This is a genomic window from Gordonia sp. 11cp, from assembly GCF_057767225.1.
The window spans coordinates 3,911,398-3,927,787 of the sequence record NZ_CM173437.1; the positions used below are offsets into that span (position 1 = coordinate 3,911,398).

16 protein-coding genes and 2 tRNA genes are annotated in these 16,390 nt (G+C 68.0%); 12 read left to right on the forward strand and 6 right to left on the reverse strand.

The window, feature by feature from the left end; translation table 11 throughout:
• The first annotated feature begins 38 nt into the window (after window positions 1-38).
• Both AC3B6C_RS17470 and AC3B6C_RS17475 read left to right on the forward strand, forming a co-directional pair.
• Complete coding sequence (locus tag AC3B6C_RS17470) at window positions 39-1,598, forward strand: sensor histidine kinase (RefSeq protein WP_488373619.1); 1,560 nt, start codon at window positions 39-41, stop codon at window positions 1,596-1,598.
• The gene (locus AC3B6C_RS17475) at window positions 1,595-2,275 is read left to right on the forward strand and encodes a response regulator (protein WP_010841638.1); all 681 of its coding nucleotides are present in this window, start codon (window positions 1,595-1,597) and stop codon (window positions 2,273-2,275) included. Before AC3B6C_RS17470 ends, AC3B6C_RS17475 begins: the two co-directional genes overlap by 4 nt.
• 16 nt (window positions 2,276-2,291) lie before the next feature.
• Here AC3B6C_RS17475 and pepN read toward each other — a convergent pair whose 3' ends face one another.
• Complete coding sequence (pepN, locus tag AC3B6C_RS17480) at window positions 2,292-4,895, reverse strand: aminopeptidase N (protein WP_488373620.1); 2,604 nt, start codon at window positions 4,893-4,895, stop codon at window positions 2,292-2,294.
• Between the two features lie 37 nt (window positions 4,896-4,932).
• Window positions 4,933-6,180 (reverse strand): TetR/AcrR family transcriptional regulator, encoded by a 1,248-nt coding sequence (locus tag AC3B6C_RS17485; protein ID WP_488373621.1) that lies wholly within the window; start codon window positions 6,178-6,180, stop codon window positions 4,933-4,935.
• A 198-nt stretch (window positions 6,181-6,378) separates the two neighbouring features.
• On the opposite strand from AC3B6C_RS17485, the gene AC3B6C_RS17490 reads away from it, so the two are divergent.
• Window positions 6,379-6,999, forward strand: a complete 621-nt coding sequence (locus AC3B6C_RS17490) for a mycothiol-dependent nitroreductase Rv2466c family protein (RefSeq protein WP_014926425.1) — start codon at window positions 6,379-6,381, stop codon at window positions 6,997-6,999.
• Between the two features lie 32 nt (window positions 7,000-7,031).
• Here AC3B6C_RS17490 and AC3B6C_RS17495 read toward each other — a convergent pair whose 3' ends face one another.
• A complete protein-coding gene (locus AC3B6C_RS17495) occupies window positions 7,032-8,078 on the reverse strand; it encodes a M48 family metallopeptidase (RefSeq protein ID WP_488373622.1) in 1,047 nt (348 codons plus the stop codon).
• A gap of 22 nt (window positions 8,079-8,100) precedes the next feature.
• Here AC3B6C_RS17495 and AC3B6C_RS17500 point away from each other — a divergent pair, with 22 nt between their 5' ends.
• The 4 genes from AC3B6C_RS17500 (at window position 8,101) to AC3B6C_RS17515 (ending at window position 10,963) form a co-directional block, all read left to right on the forward strand.
• On the forward strand, window positions 8,101-8,583 hold the full coding sequence (locus tag AC3B6C_RS17500) for a ribose-5-phosphate isomerase (RefSeq protein WP_488373623.1): 483 nt from the start codon (window positions 8,101-8,103) through the stop codon (window positions 8,581-8,583).
• 16 nt (window positions 8,584-8,599) lie between these two features.
• Window positions 8,600-9,403 carry an Fpg/Nei family DNA glycosylase gene (locus tag AC3B6C_RS17505; RefSeq protein ID WP_488373624.1) on the forward strand — a complete coding sequence of 268 codons (804 nt, stop codon included), beginning with the start codon at window positions 8,600-8,602 and terminating at the stop codon, window positions 9,401-9,403.
• 104 nt (window positions 9,404-9,507) lie between these two features.
• The gene (locus AC3B6C_RS17510; RefSeq protein ID WP_010841631.1) at window positions 9,508-9,945 is read left to right on the forward strand and encodes a cupin domain-containing protein; all 438 of its coding nucleotides are present in this window, start codon (window positions 9,508-9,510) and stop codon (window positions 9,943-9,945) included.
• A gap of 88 nt (window positions 9,946-10,033) precedes the next feature.
• The gene (locus AC3B6C_RS17515) at window positions 10,034-10,963 is read left to right on the forward strand and encodes a PE-PPE domain-containing protein (RefSeq protein WP_488373625.1); all 930 of its coding nucleotides are present in this window, start codon (window positions 10,034-10,036) and stop codon (window positions 10,961-10,963) included.
• A 57-nt stretch (window positions 10,964-11,020) separates the two neighbouring features.
• On the opposite strand, the gene AC3B6C_RS17520 is transcribed toward AC3B6C_RS17515, so the two are convergent.
• Window positions 11,021-11,779, reverse strand: coding sequence for a L,D-transpeptidase (locus AC3B6C_RS17520; protein WP_014926430.1), 759 nt, complete (start codon window positions 11,777-11,779; stop codon window positions 11,021-11,023).
• Between the two features lie 253 nt (window positions 11,780-12,032).
• Window positions 12,033-12,218 (reverse strand): hypothetical protein, encoded by a 186-nt coding sequence (locus tag AC3B6C_RS17525; RefSeq protein ID WP_081637187.1) that lies wholly within the window; start codon window positions 12,216-12,218, stop codon window positions 12,033-12,035.
• Between the two features lie 248 nt (window positions 12,219-12,466).
• Here AC3B6C_RS17525 and AC3B6C_RS17530 point away from each other — a divergent pair, with 248 nt between their 5' ends.
• Window positions 12,467-12,715, forward strand: coding sequence for a hypothetical protein (locus AC3B6C_RS17530; RefSeq protein ID WP_488373626.1), 249 nt, complete (start codon window positions 12,467-12,469; stop codon window positions 12,713-12,715).
• A 52-nt stretch (window positions 12,716-12,767) separates the two neighbouring features.
• On the opposite strand, the gene AC3B6C_RS17535 is transcribed toward AC3B6C_RS17530, so the two are convergent.
• Window positions 12,768-12,841, reverse strand: a tRNA-Gly gene (locus AC3B6C_RS17535).
• A 235-nt stretch (window positions 12,842-13,076) separates the two neighbouring features.
• On the opposite strand from AC3B6C_RS17535, the gene AC3B6C_RS17540 reads away from it, so the two are divergent.
• The 4 genes from AC3B6C_RS17540 to AC3B6C_RS17555 all read left to right on the forward strand — a co-directional run bounded on the left by AC3B6C_RS17540 (window position 13,077) and on the right by AC3B6C_RS17555 (window position 16,239).
• Window positions 13,077-13,150: transfer RNA gene (locus tag AC3B6C_RS17540), tRNA-Pro, on the forward strand.
• An 88-nt stretch (window positions 13,151-13,238) separates the two neighbouring features.
• The gene (tig, locus tag AC3B6C_RS17545; RefSeq protein WP_055474766.1) at window positions 13,239-14,606 is read left to right on the forward strand and encodes a trigger factor; all 1,368 of its coding nucleotides are present in this window, start codon (window positions 13,239-13,241) and stop codon (window positions 14,604-14,606) included.
• Window positions 14,607-14,882: 276 nt separating this feature from the next.
• Complete coding sequence (locus tag AC3B6C_RS17550) at window positions 14,883-15,494, forward strand: ATP-dependent Clp protease proteolytic subunit (protein ID WP_014926432.1); 612 nt, start codon at window positions 14,883-14,885, stop codon at window positions 15,492-15,494.
• A 49-nt stretch (window positions 15,495-15,543) separates the two neighbouring features.
• A complete protein-coding gene (locus AC3B6C_RS17555; RefSeq protein WP_010841625.1) occupies window positions 15,544-16,239 on the forward strand; it encodes an ATP-dependent Clp protease proteolytic subunit in 696 nt (231 codons plus the stop codon).
• The last annotated feature ends 151 nt before the right edge of the window (window positions 16,240-16,390 follow it).

Genomic DNA, 16,390 nt, shown 5'->3' on the forward strand with positions numbered 1-16,390 from the left:
TGTTCATTACGTTCAGACAGGGAACGAGGTCGGCAGGGATGCGGTGGTACCCGCGAACGCTCGCCGGACAGGTCGCGGCCCTCGCGCTGTCGGTCTTCGCGGTGGTGGTCGTCGCCGAGAGCGTTCTGGCGGCCGTCGATGCCCGCATCGACGCAGACCGAGCGGCGCGGGCCGAGGTGACCGCCGTGGCGGTCAGCCTCGCGGAGTCACCGTCGACCGTCGCGGCACTGACGTCCCCGGACCCGAGTGCGGTGCTCCAGCCGGTGACCGAACGCGTCCGCGCGGCGACCGGGATCGCCTTCATCACCGTGCTCGCGCCGGACCGGACCCGCTTCACCCACACCGACCCCACGCGGATCGGCGAACCGTATCTGGGGAGCATCGACGCGGCGCTGCGAGGGCAGACGATCACCGAGAACTACACCGGCACCCTCGGACCGTCCATCCGCACGATCGTCCCCGTCCGCACGCCGGACGGACGCGTCGTGGGGATGGTCGCGGCGGGGATCACGCAACGCACGCTGACATCGGCGTGGCGTGGCCAGCTGCCACTGATCGCCCTCGCGGCGTTCGCGGCCCTGCTCACGGCGGTCGGCGGCGTGTGGTGGATTCGGCGACGGTTGCTACGGCAGACCGGTGGCCTCGCGCCCGAGGAGCTGAGGCTGATGTACGACCATCACGACGCCGTGCTGCGGTCCGTGCGGGAGGGGCTGGTGGTGGTGGAGGACGGGCGACCCGCCCTCGTCAACTCCGAAGCGCAACGCCTGCTCGGCATCGAAGCCGACGCGTCGCCCGACGAGCTGCCGGCCTTCCTCACCGACGGCGACGAGGAGACAGACGTGACGTATGCCGACCGCGGCCGGGTACTGCTCGTGAGCCGTTCCCCGGTGTCCGGCCGACGGCGGTCGTCGGTGGTGACCATCCGGGACCGCACCGAGCTCGCGGAGGCGATGGGTGAACTCGACTCGATGACGCGGTTCGCCGAGGCACTTCGGTCCCAGGCGCACGAGGCCGCCAACCGATTGCACACGATCGTCGCGCTCGTCGAGATGGGACGGCCCGACGAGGCGGTCCGCCTGGCGACCACCGAGTTCGAGTTGTCCCAACAGCTCATCGACCGGATGACCCAGGCGGTGGCCGAGCCCGCGCTGGTCGCCCTGCTGCTCGGCAAGACGGCGCAGGCGGCCGAACGCGGCATTCCGCTGTCGTTGACCGAGGAGTCACAGGTCAGCGACGCCGGCACCGGCATCCTCACTCCCGGCGAGATGATCACGGTGGTGGGCAACCTGATCGACAACGCACTGGACGCCTGCGACCCGGCCGACCCATGGGTCGAGGTGACCGTCGTCGGGGACGACCGCGTGCTCGACATCATCGTCGCCGACAGCGGAACCGGCATGGATACCGAACTGTTCGCCCGGGCGACCGCCCGGGGCTACTCGACGAAGTCGGGTGGCGACGCCGCCGGCCGCGGGCTGGGGCTCGCCCTCGTCGCCCAGGTCGTCGCCCGTCGACACGGCACGATGACCGCCGAGAACACCTACGGCTCGGTCATCTCGGTGCGCGTGCGAGCCGACGAGCGGGCGGGCACACCGTGATCCGCGTCCTGATCGTCGAGGACGAACCGGTGATCGCCGAGGCGCACCGGGACTACCTCGCCCGTCTGGGGGGATTCGAGGTCGTGGGCGCCGTGTCCACGGCGCAGGAGGCGCTGCGGATGGCCGGCGCCGGGCCCGTCGACCTGGTCCTGCTCGACCTGGGCCTGCCGGACGCCCGCGGGGTGGACCTCGCCTCCGCGCTGTCGGGTGTACGCCCGGCGCCCGACGTCATCGCGATCACCGCACAGCGCGACCTCGCGACCGTCCGGAGCGCCATGTCGCGCGGAGTGCTGCTCTACCTGCTGAAACCGTTCACCTTCGCGGCGTTCCGAGAGAAGATCGAGCAGTACCTGCGATACCGCGAGGCGCTCACCGGTGACGCCGACGCGGTCAGCCAGCGCGACGTCGACCGTGCGCTCGCCGAATTGCGCACGAGCGACACCCGCCGGTCGGCGAAGAAGGGTGCCGCGCCGCAGACCGAGGACGCGGTGAGCCGGGCGGTCCGCGACAGCCCCGACGGACTCACCGCCTCCGAGGTCGCCCGCGCCCTCGGATCGTCGCGGGTCACCGCATGGCGCTACCTGGAGCGGCTCGCCGACGACCACGTCCTCGACCGCGACACCGAATACGGCTCGGCGGGCCGCCCGCAGGTGCGATACCGGTGGCGACGACGCTGACCGCAGGTCTGCCGGCTCAGCCCTCCTGTGCGTCGAAGGCGCGTGCTCGAAGCGAGCGTGCCACGCCGTCACGACCCTCGGAGATCAGTCGCTTGAGCGCGGACGGATGGTCCCCGGACAAGAACTCCTCGGCGAGGTCGAGGGCCTGCTGCGACATCGCCCAACTCGGGTACAGGCCGACGACGACGGTCTGTGCGACCTCGCTGGACCGGCGTGCCCAGACCTCCGGTACGGCGGCGAAGTAATTCTCGACATAGGGCTCGAGGAGTTCGCCCTGCCCGGGGCGGGCGAACCCGCCGATCATGGTGCGGGTGTACACGTTCGAGAGCGTGTCGTCCTCGACGGCGCGAGTCCAGGTGTCCGCCTTGGCTTCCGCGAGCGGACGGGCCGCCCGCGCCAGTGCCGCCGACCGCGTACCGGTCGCGGTGTTGTCACGCTCGGCCTCGGCGTCGATGACCGGGGTCGACGCCGGATCGGTGTCGATGGCCCCAGCGGTCGCCAGCGCGGTCACCAGCTTCCACCGCAGATCGGTGTCCACGGCGAGACCGTCGAGGCCGTGCTCGGCGGGGTCCGCACCGTCGAGCAGTGCGCGGGCCACCTCGGTCTCGTCGTCGTTGATCCGGCCGGCCAGCCACGTGTTGACGAACGCGAGCTGATGGTCGGAGCCGGCATCGGCGGCGCGGGCGAGCTCGAGCATGCGAGCGCTGAACCCCGGGCGGCCCGTCGTCGCCGCCCACTCGGGATCGGCGTAGGACTCGATGGCTGTCGTCGCCTGCAGCAGGACGCGTTGCACGACACCGATTTCCGACTCGGCGGCGATTCCCCGGCGAACGAGTTCGACGAAATCGCGGGCCCGCATCTCGGCCTGCCGGGTCATCTCCCACGCCGCCGACCAGACCAGGGTGCGCGGCATCGGATCGCTGATGTCGCCGATCCGTGCGGTCGCGGTCGCCAGCGACTCCGGGTCGAGTCGGACCGAGGCGTAGGTCAGGTCGCCGTCGTTGAGCAGCACCAGATCTCCGCGGTGCACGCCGACGAGATCGGCGACATCGGTGCGCTCACCCTCGATGTCGAGTTCGACGCTGCGGGTCTGCTCGATGGCGCCGGATCCGTTGTCGGCGTAGACGCCCACACGCAGACGGTGGACCCTGGTCTCACCGGCGCCGGGGGCGGCACCGTCCTGGACGACGGTGAACCGGGTGAAGGCGCCCGAGTCGTCGACCTCGAAGTCGGGTCGGATGACGTTGATGCCGGTGGTGCGCAGCCATTGGGCGCCCCAGTCCGACAGGTCGCGGCCCGACGACTTCTCCAGTGCGCCCAGGAGATCGGCGAACGTGGCGTTGCCGAACTCGTGTGCGGCGAAGTAGCTGCGCAACCCGGCGAGGAAGTCCTCGAGACCCACATAGGCGACCAGCTGCTTGAGGACCGATGCGCCCTTCGCGTAGGTGATGCCGTCGAAGTTGACCTCGACGGCGGCGATGTCGGGGATGTCCGCGGCGACCGGGTGGGTCGAGGGCAGCTGGTCCTGGCGGTAGGCCCAGGACTTCTCGACGTTGGCGAACGTCGTCCAGGCGCTGGTGTACTCGGTCGCCTCGGACTGGCACAGCACCGATGCGAAGGTCGCGAAGGACTCGTTGAGCCACAGGTCATCCCACCACTGCATGGTGACCAGGTCGCCGAACCACATGTGCGCCATCTCGTGCAGGACCGTCTCGGCGCGACGCTCGTAGAGGTATTTGGTCACGCGGGACCGGAAGACGTAGTCCTCGAGGAAGGTGACGGCGCCCGCGTTCTCCATCGCACCGGCGTTGAACTCGGGGACGAACAGCTGGTCGTACTTGCCGAAGGGGTAGGGGATACCGAAGTTCTTGTGGTAGAAGCCGAATCCCTGTTTGGTCTCGGTGAACAGTCGCTCCGAATCCATGAACTCGGCCAGCGATGCGCGGCAGTAGATGCCCAGTGGGATGTCGCCGTGCTCGTCGGAATAGACGTCGGTCCACTCCGCGTAGGGCCCCGCGATGAGCGCTACGAGGTAGGTGCTCATCGGGACGGTCTCCTGAAAGCGATGCACCACAGCGGATGTGGCGGCATCCGGGTCACCGGGAGCTTCCGCGTGCGCCGCGTTGGAGATGACCTTCCAGTCCGCGGGAGCGGTGACGGTCACGGTGTAGGTCGCTTTGAGGTCGGGCTGATCGAAGCACGCGAACATCCGCTTGGCGTCGGCGGTCTCGAACTGGGAATACAGGTAGACCGAGTCGTCGGACTGGTCGACGAATCGGTGCAGCCCCTCGCCGGTGTTGGAGTAGGCGCAGTCGGCGACCACGGTGAGCGTGTTGTCGGCGGCGAGGCCGGACAACGGGATGCCGATCGACTCGTCGAAGCCGGACACGTCGAGGTCGGTGCCGTTGAGGGTGGCCGAGATCAGGGTGGGGGCGACGAGATCGACGAACGTCTCACTGCCTTCCGACGCCGTGAACCGCACCGTCGTCGTGGATCGGAACGTCTCGGTCCCGGGAGCGCCGGAACCGTCGGTGAGGTCGAGCTCGATCTGGTAATTCGACACGTCGAGAATCGCTGCGCGGTCGCGGGCCTGGTCTCTGGTGAGGTTCGGAGCAGTCACGCAGGCCAGCTTATCCAGGTGCGGACGCGGGCGGCGCTCAACGCAACCCGGCCGGGTTCAGGATCGCCCGGGCGATCGCCTCGAGGTCCTCCGCGACCCCGGGCCTGGACCGCAACCGTGGCGACTCGATGACCTCACAGGTGAAGCCGAAGAGCGCCTGCACGAGCGCATTCGCATCAGCCGCCGTCAGCAGTCCGTTGCGGGATCGGATCGCGTCGATCCATTCGGCCCGATAGTCCGCCTGCGCGTTCAGCAGTCGCGTCTGCTCGGCGTCGGGAAGGTACATCAGGTCGCGGGTGAAGACCGGCATGATGCGACCGTGTTCGCCCAGCGAATACTCGACGAACACCCGGATCAGCGCGTCGAGTGCATCGCCGGCGACGACACGGTCCAGAGCGTGGCCGGAGACATAGAGAATTCCCTGGACGCCGCGCCACAGGACCGCCAGGAGCAAATCGGATTTGCCGGAGACCTCTTGGTACAGGGTCGCGATGGAGACGTCCGCGGTCCGCGCGATCTCGTCGATACGCACGTCGGGGAATCCACGCTCGGAGAACAGTCGGGTGGCGGCGTCGAGTATCCGCTCGCGGCGGGCGGCGGGGCGCCGGCGCGCGGGTGGGGTCTGGTCACCGGTGTCCGGACCGCGCGCCCTTGGCAGCTCGCAGGTGATGAGCGAGTCCGCCACCGCTCGCTGTACCTGCTTGAGGCGGGCCGGCGGAAGTGAGCCGCGCATGCCGGAGGTGTTGGAGAACACGCTGAGCAGTGCCGCACTCAGCACTTCCGCGGCCGCCGGCGAGAGGTCGGGCCGCGTGGCGACGATGAGCGAGGCGACATGCTCGGTCAGCTCATCGAAATACTCTTTCATCACGTCGAGTTCGGCGTGCTGCAGATGCCGTTGTTCGCGGCGCCACAACGTCGAGACGTCTCGATGCGCGGTGAGGTCGCCGAGCCCGTCGAGGAGAAGGGAGAGCTGGTCGCCCGGCGAACGGCCGCGGCTCTTCGCGTCGGCCATCAGTTGCGCGACGAGCTCCACCTGGGTGGTCAGGGCCTGCGAGAGAATGTCGTGTTTGCCGGGAAAATGCCGATAGACTGCCGGACCGGTGAGACCGACGGCGGCGCCGATCTGCTCGATGCTGACGTTCCGGAACCCGGCCTCCTGGAAGAGCTTTGTGGCGGCCCGGACGATCTGCGCCGATCTCTGCCCGACGGATCTGGGTACGACCGGGTGGCCGCGCCGATCTGCCCGGATCGGCTGATCCGGATCAGACGGTGGTGGCAGCGACATCCCGGGTCCTGTTCCTCGGCGGTCCATGCACCATCTCACATCACGCCCGGCCCGGGCGGTGCGTATCCCCAGCCCCGCGGCCGGCTGTCCGACGCACCCGGGAACAGTTCGGCGCACCGCGATGTTGAGGCGTCCGACGGCGGAACCGGCCGGACGGCCGGCGCCCGACAGACAGCCGACTCTCGAGAGGACGTTCCAATGTCAGTGCAGGCCCAGACCACCGACCGCGTCGATTTCTGGTTCGACCCGCTGTGTCCCTGGTGCTGGATCACCTCGCGCTGGATTCTCGAAGCCGAGCAGGTCCGGCCGATCGAGGTGAACTTCCACATCATGAGCCTCGCCGTACTCAACGAGGGGAAGGACATTCCCGAGGAGTACCGCGAGGGACTCAAGCACGCCTGGCGTCCCGTCCGCGTCGTGGCGGCCGCCGCCGCGCAGAAGGGGGACGAGATCCTCGCGCCCTTGTACACGGCGATGGGCACCCGCATCCACAACCAGGGCATCAAAGACCTCGACGAGGTCATCGCCGGTGCGCTCGACGAACTCGGTCTCGACGCCTCGCTCGCGGAGGCCGCCGACGGCACCGAGTTCGACGACACCATCCGCGCGAGTCATCACGCGGGCATGGACAAGGTGGGCGACGATGTCGGCACGCCGACCATCCACGTCAACGACGTCGCGTTCTTCGGCCCGGTGTTGTCCCGCATCCCGCGCGGTGAGGACGCCGGGACGGTCTGGGACGGTGCGCGCGCGCTGGCGTCGTACCCCCACTTCTTCGAGCTCAAGCGCACACGGAACGAGGACCCGCAGTTCGACTGACCGGTTCGGTTGTGCCGCAACGGACTTCCGCGTCAGAAACGTGGCGGGGGTTCCATGCCGTTGGGTAGTCCGCCGGGCGCGAGGGCGGCGGGATGTGGTGGCGGTGGCACCGCCACCACGTTCCCGCTGCCGACACCGCGGACGATCCGGCGCGGACGCAACAGCATCGCGCCCGCACGGGTCCGGTCGCGGAGAGCGGCCGCGCGCCAGGTCAGCACCGGATGCGAGGACATCGCATTGGTCAAGAAGGTGAAGAAGCCGCGCTCGTGGGTCGCCCGGTCGGCGAACTGGTCGAAGTCCACCGCCGAGAGCATGTATTTGCCCGCGGCCAGGACTCCGATGGCACCGGGTGCGCCACCGGGTCTGGCGTAATACCCATAGTTGTCGGCGCTGTACTCCTGCGCGCGGGACAGCGCGGCCCCGAGGACCGGGATGTTCATGCCGACGATCGTCGAGAGCTGTCGCCAGTACGAGGTGTGCCCGGCGGCGATGTGGCCGACCTCGTGGCCGATGATGAACTCGAGTGCCTGGGGGTCCCGGGCCGCGCCACCCACCTCGAACAGGTCGGAATACACGACGACGAAGCGTCGGAACCCGTGCCCGGAGGCGAACGCGTTGATCGCGCCGTTGCCGAGGACGACGTAGGCGTCGGGCACGTATTCGAGGCCGAAGCGCGCCGCGGCCTCGACGACCATCCGATGCCCGTCCGGGAACTGGGTCGGCGTCATCTGCACACCGTTCACCCGCGGAGACGCGTAGGTCAGACCGCGGATCACGAAGAGCAGGAGCGGAAACAGCAGCGCACCCAGCAACAGCTGGTCGAGCATGCCGAGCGCCACGAGCACGATGATCGCCGCGTATCCCAGCACCGTCGCGAGGATGACCACCACGAGTGCGGGGATCTCCCAGGGATGGAGCCGAGGCCTCGCCGCGTAGTGGGCCGGACGCAGCCACCGACGGGCGGGGTCGGCGGGAGCAGGTGGCGGCGGGTCGGCGACACCGGGCACGTTCGGGATCGGCACCCCGGAGGCGGGTGCGCCGCCGTTCGGCTCGCGGGGGATGGGCAGGGGCGTGTCCACGCCCTCAATCTATAGTGGCGCCATGCGTGTCTATCTCGGTGCCGACCATGCCGGATTCGAACTCAAGAACCAGATCGCCGATCATCTCGCGACGGCCGGCCACGAGGTCGTGGACTGCGGAGCCCATGTGATGGATCCCGCCGACGACTACCCGGCGTTCTGCATCGCCGCCGCGTCCCGGACCGTCGCCGACCCCGGCAGCCTGGGAATCGTGCTGGGCGGCAGTGGCAACGGCGAACAGATCGCTGCCAACAAGGTCCCCGGTGCCCGCTGCGCACTCGCCTGGAGCGTCGAGACCGCACAGCTGGCCCGGCAGCACAACAACGCGCAACTCATCGGAATCGGTGGCCGGATGCACAGCACCGACGAGGCGCTCGCCATCGTCGACGCCTTCCTCGCCACCCCGTGGTCGGAGGAGGCGCGGCACCAGCGTCGCATCGACATCCTCGCCGAGTACGAGCGCACCGGTGAGGCTCCCGAGGTGCCGGCGGCCCCGGCCCAGTAGGCCACCGGCGCAGCCCGTGCCCGAGGGCCACACTCTTCATCGACTCGCGCGTCGCCAGCAGCGTCTGTTCGGCGGCACGCAGGTCCGCGTCAGCAGCCCGCAGGGGCGGTTCGCCGACGGTGCGGCGGCGGTGGACGGACTGACCTTCCACGCCGCCGAGGCCTGGGGCAAACACGTCGTGCATCGATACCGAGATGATCGCACCGAGCGTCTGGTGCACATCCATCTCGGCCTCTACGGCGCCTTCACCGAACTCCCGGTGCCCGTGCCCGAACCGGTGGGGCAGGTTCGACTCCGAATCGAGAGTGAGACCGCCGCCACGGACCTTCGCGGACCGACGGCCTGTGAGATCTACCACCCCGCCGACCTCGAGACGTTGATAGCCCGCCTCGGTCCGGATCCACTCCGACGCGACGCCGACCCCGGGCGGGCATGGGCTGCGATCTCGCGGTCCGCGCGCCCCATCGGCGCCCTGCTGATGGACCAGAAAGTCATCGCGGGGATCGGCAACGTGTATCGCGCCGAGATCCTCTTCCGTGCGGGCATCGACCCGATGCGTCCCGGAAAGCGTGTTCTCCGTGAGGAATTCGACGCGCTGTGGGCCGATCTGGTGGACCTCATGAAGATCGGTGTACGTCGTGGACGCATCCACGTGATACGTCCCGAGGATGATTCCGGCGCGCCGGCGTACGCGCCGAACCGGCCGCGAACCTACGTGTACCGGCGGGCCGGGGAGCCGTGCCGGATCTGCCGAACCCCCGTCCTCGTCGCCGACCTCGAAGCGCGAAAACTGTATTGGTGCCCCGTCTGTCAGACCTGACACGTTACTGCCCGGTCGGTGTGGGTAGCCGAACCTTAGTAGCATCGTGCAAGACCATGAGTTCCTTACTCATGCGAAGGGTCGGGGATGACAGAGGGGGCAGTGTGACAATCAGCGAAAGCATCCGGTCTCATGCCGGATTGATCTCGCGGGGCGAGGTGTCCCCACTGAAAGACGTACCTTTCCACGGGGCCGCCGATGCGCCGATCACCCGCCGTGTACTGGCCGGCGGCGATCTGTTCCCGGAAGCGGAGAAGCGTGTCGTGGCGCACGAGATGCGCGCCGTGTCGGCTGCCGCCCGTGACTACTGCGAGCCGCATGTGCACGACTGCCCGGAGATCAACATCCTGTTGTCGCTCGACCGCCTCGTCTACGAGATCACCCTCGGCGACGAGGTCTACGAGGTCGAGGCGCCGGCGAGTATCTACATCCCGGCCGGACTGGTGCACAGCGCCAACGTGATCGAGGGAAGCGGATTCTTCGTCGCGATCATCGAGACCGCCGACTACGTCGCGAAACCGCCGCCTGCCCAGGCGTCCTGACCCGCGTCGCCATACCCGCGGAGGGACTCTCAGCGAGCCCTCAGCGACCCTGCGGCCGGTTCACACATGCCGGCGCCACGATGGGTGGGTGCAGCAGAGTCAAGGAGTCGGTCCCGGACGACCGGGCGACGCGTCGTCGGCGGTCACCGTCTTCGTGGTCGGTGGGACGGGGGAGTCCTTCGCGGGCGACACCCGGACCGACGTGTCGGGCCTTCTGGCAGGCGTGGCGGACGAACTCGACGACCGCTTCGTCTGTCGCTGGATCGGATACCCGGCGAGCTACGGGCCTGCCCCGGCACCGGGTGGGATGAGTTTCGTCGAGAGCGTTGCCCTCGGCGCATCCAGTCTGCGCGCGGCCATCCGTGCCTCGACAGGTCCGATTGCCCTGGTGGGTTACTCGCAGGGAGCCGTGGTCATTCGCGCCGCCCTCGCCGACCTGGCCGCCGGCAGCGCGACCGACACGCCGCCCGCCCTGGACCGGGTGATCGGCGTGGGTCTGGTCGCCGATCCGCACCAGCCACCCGGTGTGGTGCCCGGCTGTCGCGGATGGGGCGTCGCCGGCCCCGGAGTCGACCTGCCCGCAGGGGTCCCGGTGCACTGGGTGGGCGCGGCCGAGGACATGATCTGCAACGCGGGTGCGGACTCACTCGTGCGTGACGTCGCCGACCTCACCGGGTCGATGACCTTCGCCGGACTCGGCCGATGGGGCAGGAGTGCGTGGGATGTGCTGCGCGCCAATGACTTGCAGAACGCGCGACGCACCTCCGTCCGGCCGGCGCAGTGGCGTCGCGACCTGGGACGTCTCACGGCTGCGTGGCGTGAGGTCCGGTGCTACCTGCCGGCGCGGATGCGCATCAGCGGTCTGTGGGTGTCGAATGCCGCGGGCGGTCGGCACACGTCCTACGGGAGCGAACCCTACCGGCGGGCCTCGGTCACCGATCCCGCCTCCACCGGCTGTCAGGTGATCGCGCGATGGCTACAGGTGCAGGCGACGTTCGCCGCCCGCACCGCCGCGTAGCGCGCGACAGGGGCCGGTCACCACTGGTGACCGGCCCCTGTGCTGTCTGTTGCTGACCTAGGTGTTCTGGTACTTCGGTCCGATGGTGTTGCGGACCACGATCGGGGTGTTGCGGGGGACGTTGTCGTACACCCACTTGCCGTACTCGGTGGTCACGTTGATGCAGCCATGGCTGACGTTGCTGCGACCCTGCTGGTTGACCGACCAGGGCGCCGCGTGGATGAAGATTCCGTCCCACGACATGCGCGTGGCGTACTCGACGTAGGTCCGGTAGCCCTCGGCGGAGTCCACCGGGACGCCGTACGTGGACGAATCCATGTACATGTCGCGGTACTTCTCCTTGGTGTAGTAGACGCCGTGGGGGGTCGGGTTCTTGTCGGACCCCATCGAGATCGGCATCTTCTTCACGACCTCACCGTTGTGCCACCAGGTGATGGTGTGGGTGTTGTCGTCGGCCAGCGCGATGTAGCCGGTCTCGGTCTTCACGTTCGGGATGGCCGGGTCGGCGGGCTTCTCCTCGGTCGTCGTCGACGACGGCGGCTGCGGAGCCTCGGGAGTGCTCGGCGCCGGCGGGGTCGGCAGGCCCGGGACGGCGGGGATCTCGACCGGCGGCAGGCCGGGGATCACGGTCACCGGGACGGCGTTCGCGACACCGGGAAGGGCGAGGGCCATCGCCAGGACGCCGAAGACGACAGCCGTGAGGCGTCGAGCCGAGCGGCGGCGCGAGGCGCGCGAGGTCGGCGTTGGGGAGTTCAACACAGGTCGTACCTTCGGTTCGATGGGTCTGTCCGCGCATCGGCCTGAGCGCTGCACCATCGTTACACAACCGTTGTCTTGGGTCCAAGGAGTCGCGCACGCTGAATGACCCCGCGATCGCGAACGGGGAGTACGACGTCGCAAAACCCAAGGTGAGCGTAGCTGCGGGCACTACATGTGACGGTCATCACATTCGGGGTGTCGCATGTCCCGACGTCGACGAACGGGACTCATCTTCGTCGACGTCCCGCCGATGTCAACAGGATCGTTTGTCCCAGTGTTACTTGGGCTTTGGAGTTCGTTGGGTTTTCGGTCAGGCGGGTTGTGGGTGCTCGGTCCGGAGGTGCCGCGCTGGTTGCGAGCATGCTTCGTCCCGGCAGACGAGCATCACGTCGACGCGGCCGATGCCGGCCTCGGACTCGGTGACGTCTCGGCGTACGTACAGGGGGGCGCCGCAGGAGCCGCACCGGCGCTGGGTTTTCGTGTGGCTGGAGGACATGGGTCAACGGTACGCCTGGTGTGGCGAGGATCACAGCGCGGTCGGGTTGCGGTGATCGTGCGCGTGGGTGTGGTCCGGTCGGGTGACTCGGGCTGCGATCTGAGACATCCGGAGCGGAACCGGGTGTGACGCGCGCACGACAGAGGAGCGTCGATGGCGGGGGCGGTACGCGGTGCCCCGGGAAGGAGTGCGCTTCTACATCTCGCAACCTCTCCGGCACGAGAGGTGAGACACCGTTAGGAAAGTCGATGACCAGACTCATTGCAACACTGACATTCGCCGCAGCGGCATTCATCGGAAGCGCGGGACTCGCGAACGCCGAGCCCTGCAAGATGGCCATCGGCAACGGCCAGTTCGCGCCCTGCCCGCCGCCGATCGTCTCGACCGGCCCCGGTGATCCGACGTCGCCCGGACATCCCGAAGAGGAGCCGGCCCCCGAGATCGAGTACGAGTACGTGCCGCTGCCGCTGCCGTGGAACGCGCCCCCGGCGCCCTGAAACGGCGCCCTGAAATGCAGAAGGTCCGGAGGCGTGATGCCTCCGGACCCAATGGAGCGGGTGACGGGAATCGAACCCGCGTAGCTAGTTTGGAAGACTAGGGCTCTACCATTGAGCTACACCCGCGTTGCTCGCGATGGCCGTCGAAAACACGGTGGCGCGTGCGATCAGTGACTGTACCGGCAGTGGGGCGGGAACCGAAAATCGGGGTCGGTGTTACGGCTGCGGCACGCGTCGGGCGTCCCCGGTTCCGTGACGCTTCGGACACCCGTGCGCGGGGTCGGCAGCGGCGGCACGTACTATCTCTTGTTGGCCCTGATGCGCGGTCGCCCTCCGGGGTGCTCGTCGCGTGTTCGGACCCCGGGATGTGGCGCAGCTTGGTAGCGCATCCGCTTTGGGAGCGGAGGGTCGCAGGTTCAAATCCTGTCATCCCGACTTGATCGATGTGGCCCGACCGGTCACCCGGTGCACGGCCCGCGAACGACCGAACTTCCACCACCGCAGATATAAGGAGTATTCAGGCGTGAAGAGCACTGTCGAGCAACTCACCCCGACCCGGGTCAAGCTCAACGTCGAGGTCCCGTTCGAGGAGCTGTCGGCAGACTTCGACCGGGCCTACCGGTCGTTGGCCCAGCAGATCCGGATCCCCGGATTCCGTCCGGGCAAGGCGCCCGCCAAGCTGATCGAAGCCCGCGTCGGTCGCGATTCGATCCTCGCCCAGGTCGTCAACGACGCCATCCCGGCCAAGTACTCCGAGGCCGTCGCCGAGACCGAGACCAAGGCCATCGGCCAGCCCGAGATCGACCTCTCCGAGCTGAAGTACGGCGAGTCGGTGTCCTTCACCGCCGAGGTCGACGTCCGTCCCGAGATCACCCTGCCCGACTACTCGACCCTGTCGGTCGAGGTCGACGCGATCGAGGTCGACGAGGCCGCGGTCGACGAGCAGCTCGAAGGGCTGCGCGCCCGCTTCGGCACCCTCAAGGGTGTCGAGCGCGGCATCGAGAACGGCGACTTCGTCTCGATCGACCTGGCGGCGACCGTCGACGGCGAGCCCGTCGAGGAGGCCACCACCGAGGGCCTGTCGCACGAGGTCGGCTCCGGTCAGCTCATCGACGGACTCGACGAGGCGCTCATCGGTCTGAAGGCCGGCGAGGACAAGGAGTTCACGACCAAGCTCGTCGCCGGCGATCACGCCGGAGAGGAAGCGCTCGTGAAGGTGACCGTGCAGTCGGTCAAGGAGCGCGAGCTGCCCGAGGTCGACGACGAGTTCGCCCAGATGGCCAGCGAGTTCGACACCGTCGAGGAACTGCGTGCCAGCCTCGCCGAGCGCGTCGAGCAGTCCGCGAAGCTGGAGCAGGCCAACAAGATCCGCGACGCCGTGCTCGAGAAGCTGCTCGAGACCGTCGAGATCCCGCTGCCCGAGAAGGTCGTCGACGAAGAGGTCGAAGGCCAGCAGCACCAGGTCATCCACGCCCTCGGGCACGACGATGAGCAGGTCGCCAAGTTCCTCGAGGCGCAGGGCAAGACCCGCGAGGAGTGGGATGCCGAATCCCGCGAGGAGGCCGAGAAGTCGGTCAAGCAGCAGCTGCTGCTCGACGCCATCGCCGATCAGCAGGACACCGAGGTCAGCCAGGACGAGCTGACCCAGCAGATCATCTTCACCGCCCAGCGGTACGGCATGCAGCCGCAGGAGTTCATCCAGCAGCTGACTCAGGCCAACCAGGTCGGGGCCGTCTACGCCGACGTCCGTCGCGGCAAGTCGCTGGCCGCCATCGTCGGCGATGTGACCGTCACCGACACCAACGGCACCACCGTCGACACCGCCGAGTACTTCGGTGGCAAGGACGACGCCGAGGAATCCGCAACCGAGGAGTCCGACGCCGACAACTGATCGGCTCCACCGCGGCCATGCGTGCCGCATTGTGATCACGCACATCGCCGGTCCTCGTCCACGAGGGCCGGCGATTGCCGTCGGTCCACCATCGCGCACGGGCCGTTCACGGTGCCGAAGTGGTTCTGCTCTCAGCGAAGTGGCGTGTCCTCGGGAGTGCCCGGGGGTCTCGATTGGTTAGTGTCGGTGAGGACGTCATCAGAGAAGTATTCGATGAGCGTGTGCGTCATCCGAGATGACGCACAGGTCATGACAACAAGGCAAAGGTAGGAACCTGTGAGTGAGCCGACCATCCACACACCCTCGATGAGTTCGGGTATGGCTGGGTTGAACCTGACCGATTCGGTGTTCGAGCGTCTGCTGCGCGAGCGCATCATCTTCCTGGGCACCCAGGTGGACGACGAGATCGCCAACCGGCTGTGCGCGCAGATCCTGCTGCTCGCCGCCGAGGACCCGCAGAAGGACATCCACCTCTACATCAACTCGCCCGGTGGCTCGGTCACCGCGGGCATGGCGATCTTCGACACCATGCAGCTCGCCGAGTGCGACGTCGCGACCTACGCGATGGGCATGGCCGCGTCGATGGGGCAGTTCCTGCTCGCCGCCGGCACCAAGGGCAAGCGGCACGCGCTGCCGCACGCGCGCATCATGATGCATCAGCCGTCCGCAGGCATCGGCGGTACCGCCGCCGACATCGCGATCCAGGCCGAGCAGTTCGCGCTGACCAAGAAGGAAATGAACAAGCTCAACGCCGAGTTCAGCGGTCAGCCGCTCGAGAAGATCGAGGCCGACGCCGACCGCGACAAGTGGTTCACCGCCGAAGAGGCCCGGGAGTACGGCTTCGTCGACAAGGTGATCTCGCGACCGGGCCAGGGATCCACTCCGTGATCGCGTGATCCGACCATCTCCGAGCCACCTCTACTCACTGGAGCATCACATGACCAATTCCCTTTCCTTCGACGGCCTGCCCGCCGAGGTCGCCGCCGGAATCCCTGCGTCGGCCCTGGCGCTGAAGAACATCGAGGCGCGGTACATCCTGCCGCAGTTCATCGAGCACACGCCGAACGGCCAGCGTCAGTACGACCCGTACGCGAAGCTCTTCGAAGAGCGGATCGTGTTCGTCGGGACCCCGATCGACCAGGTCGTGTCCAACGACGTCATGGCACAGCTGCTGGTGCTCGAGTCGCAGGACCCCGATCGTGACATCACCATGTACATCAACTCGCCGGGCGGCAGCGTGCCGGACATGCTCGCGATCTACGACACGATGCAGTACGTGCACTGCGACATCGTCACCGTCTGCCTCGGTGAGGCGGCCTCGGCCGCGGCAATCCTCCTCGCCGGCGGAACACCCGGCAAGCGTGCGGCGCTGCCGAACGCCACGGTCCTGATCCACCAGCCGCGCACCGGTGGTGCATACCAGGGTCAGGTGTCCGACCTCGAGATCCAGGCCGCCGAGATCGAGCGCATCCGCGATCGCCTCGACGAGATCCTGTCCGGCCACACCGGCCAGGACAAGGAGAAGATCCGCAAGGACACCGACCGCGACAACATCCTGACCGCTGCGGCGGCCAAGGAGTACGGCATCATCGACGAGGTCTTCGAATATCGCAAGAAGTCCATGAAGAAGTAGTTGTGGCAGTACAGAAGTCCCGGTGATTTTCTGCCGCGACATTTGGCCTTATCGGTCGAAGTTCGGGCGGCACGCGGGTACCGTCGGGTTACTGGGCATTCGAGTGTCGATCAAATGACCCATGCCCGGCTGCGTGCGACGCGACGGACCA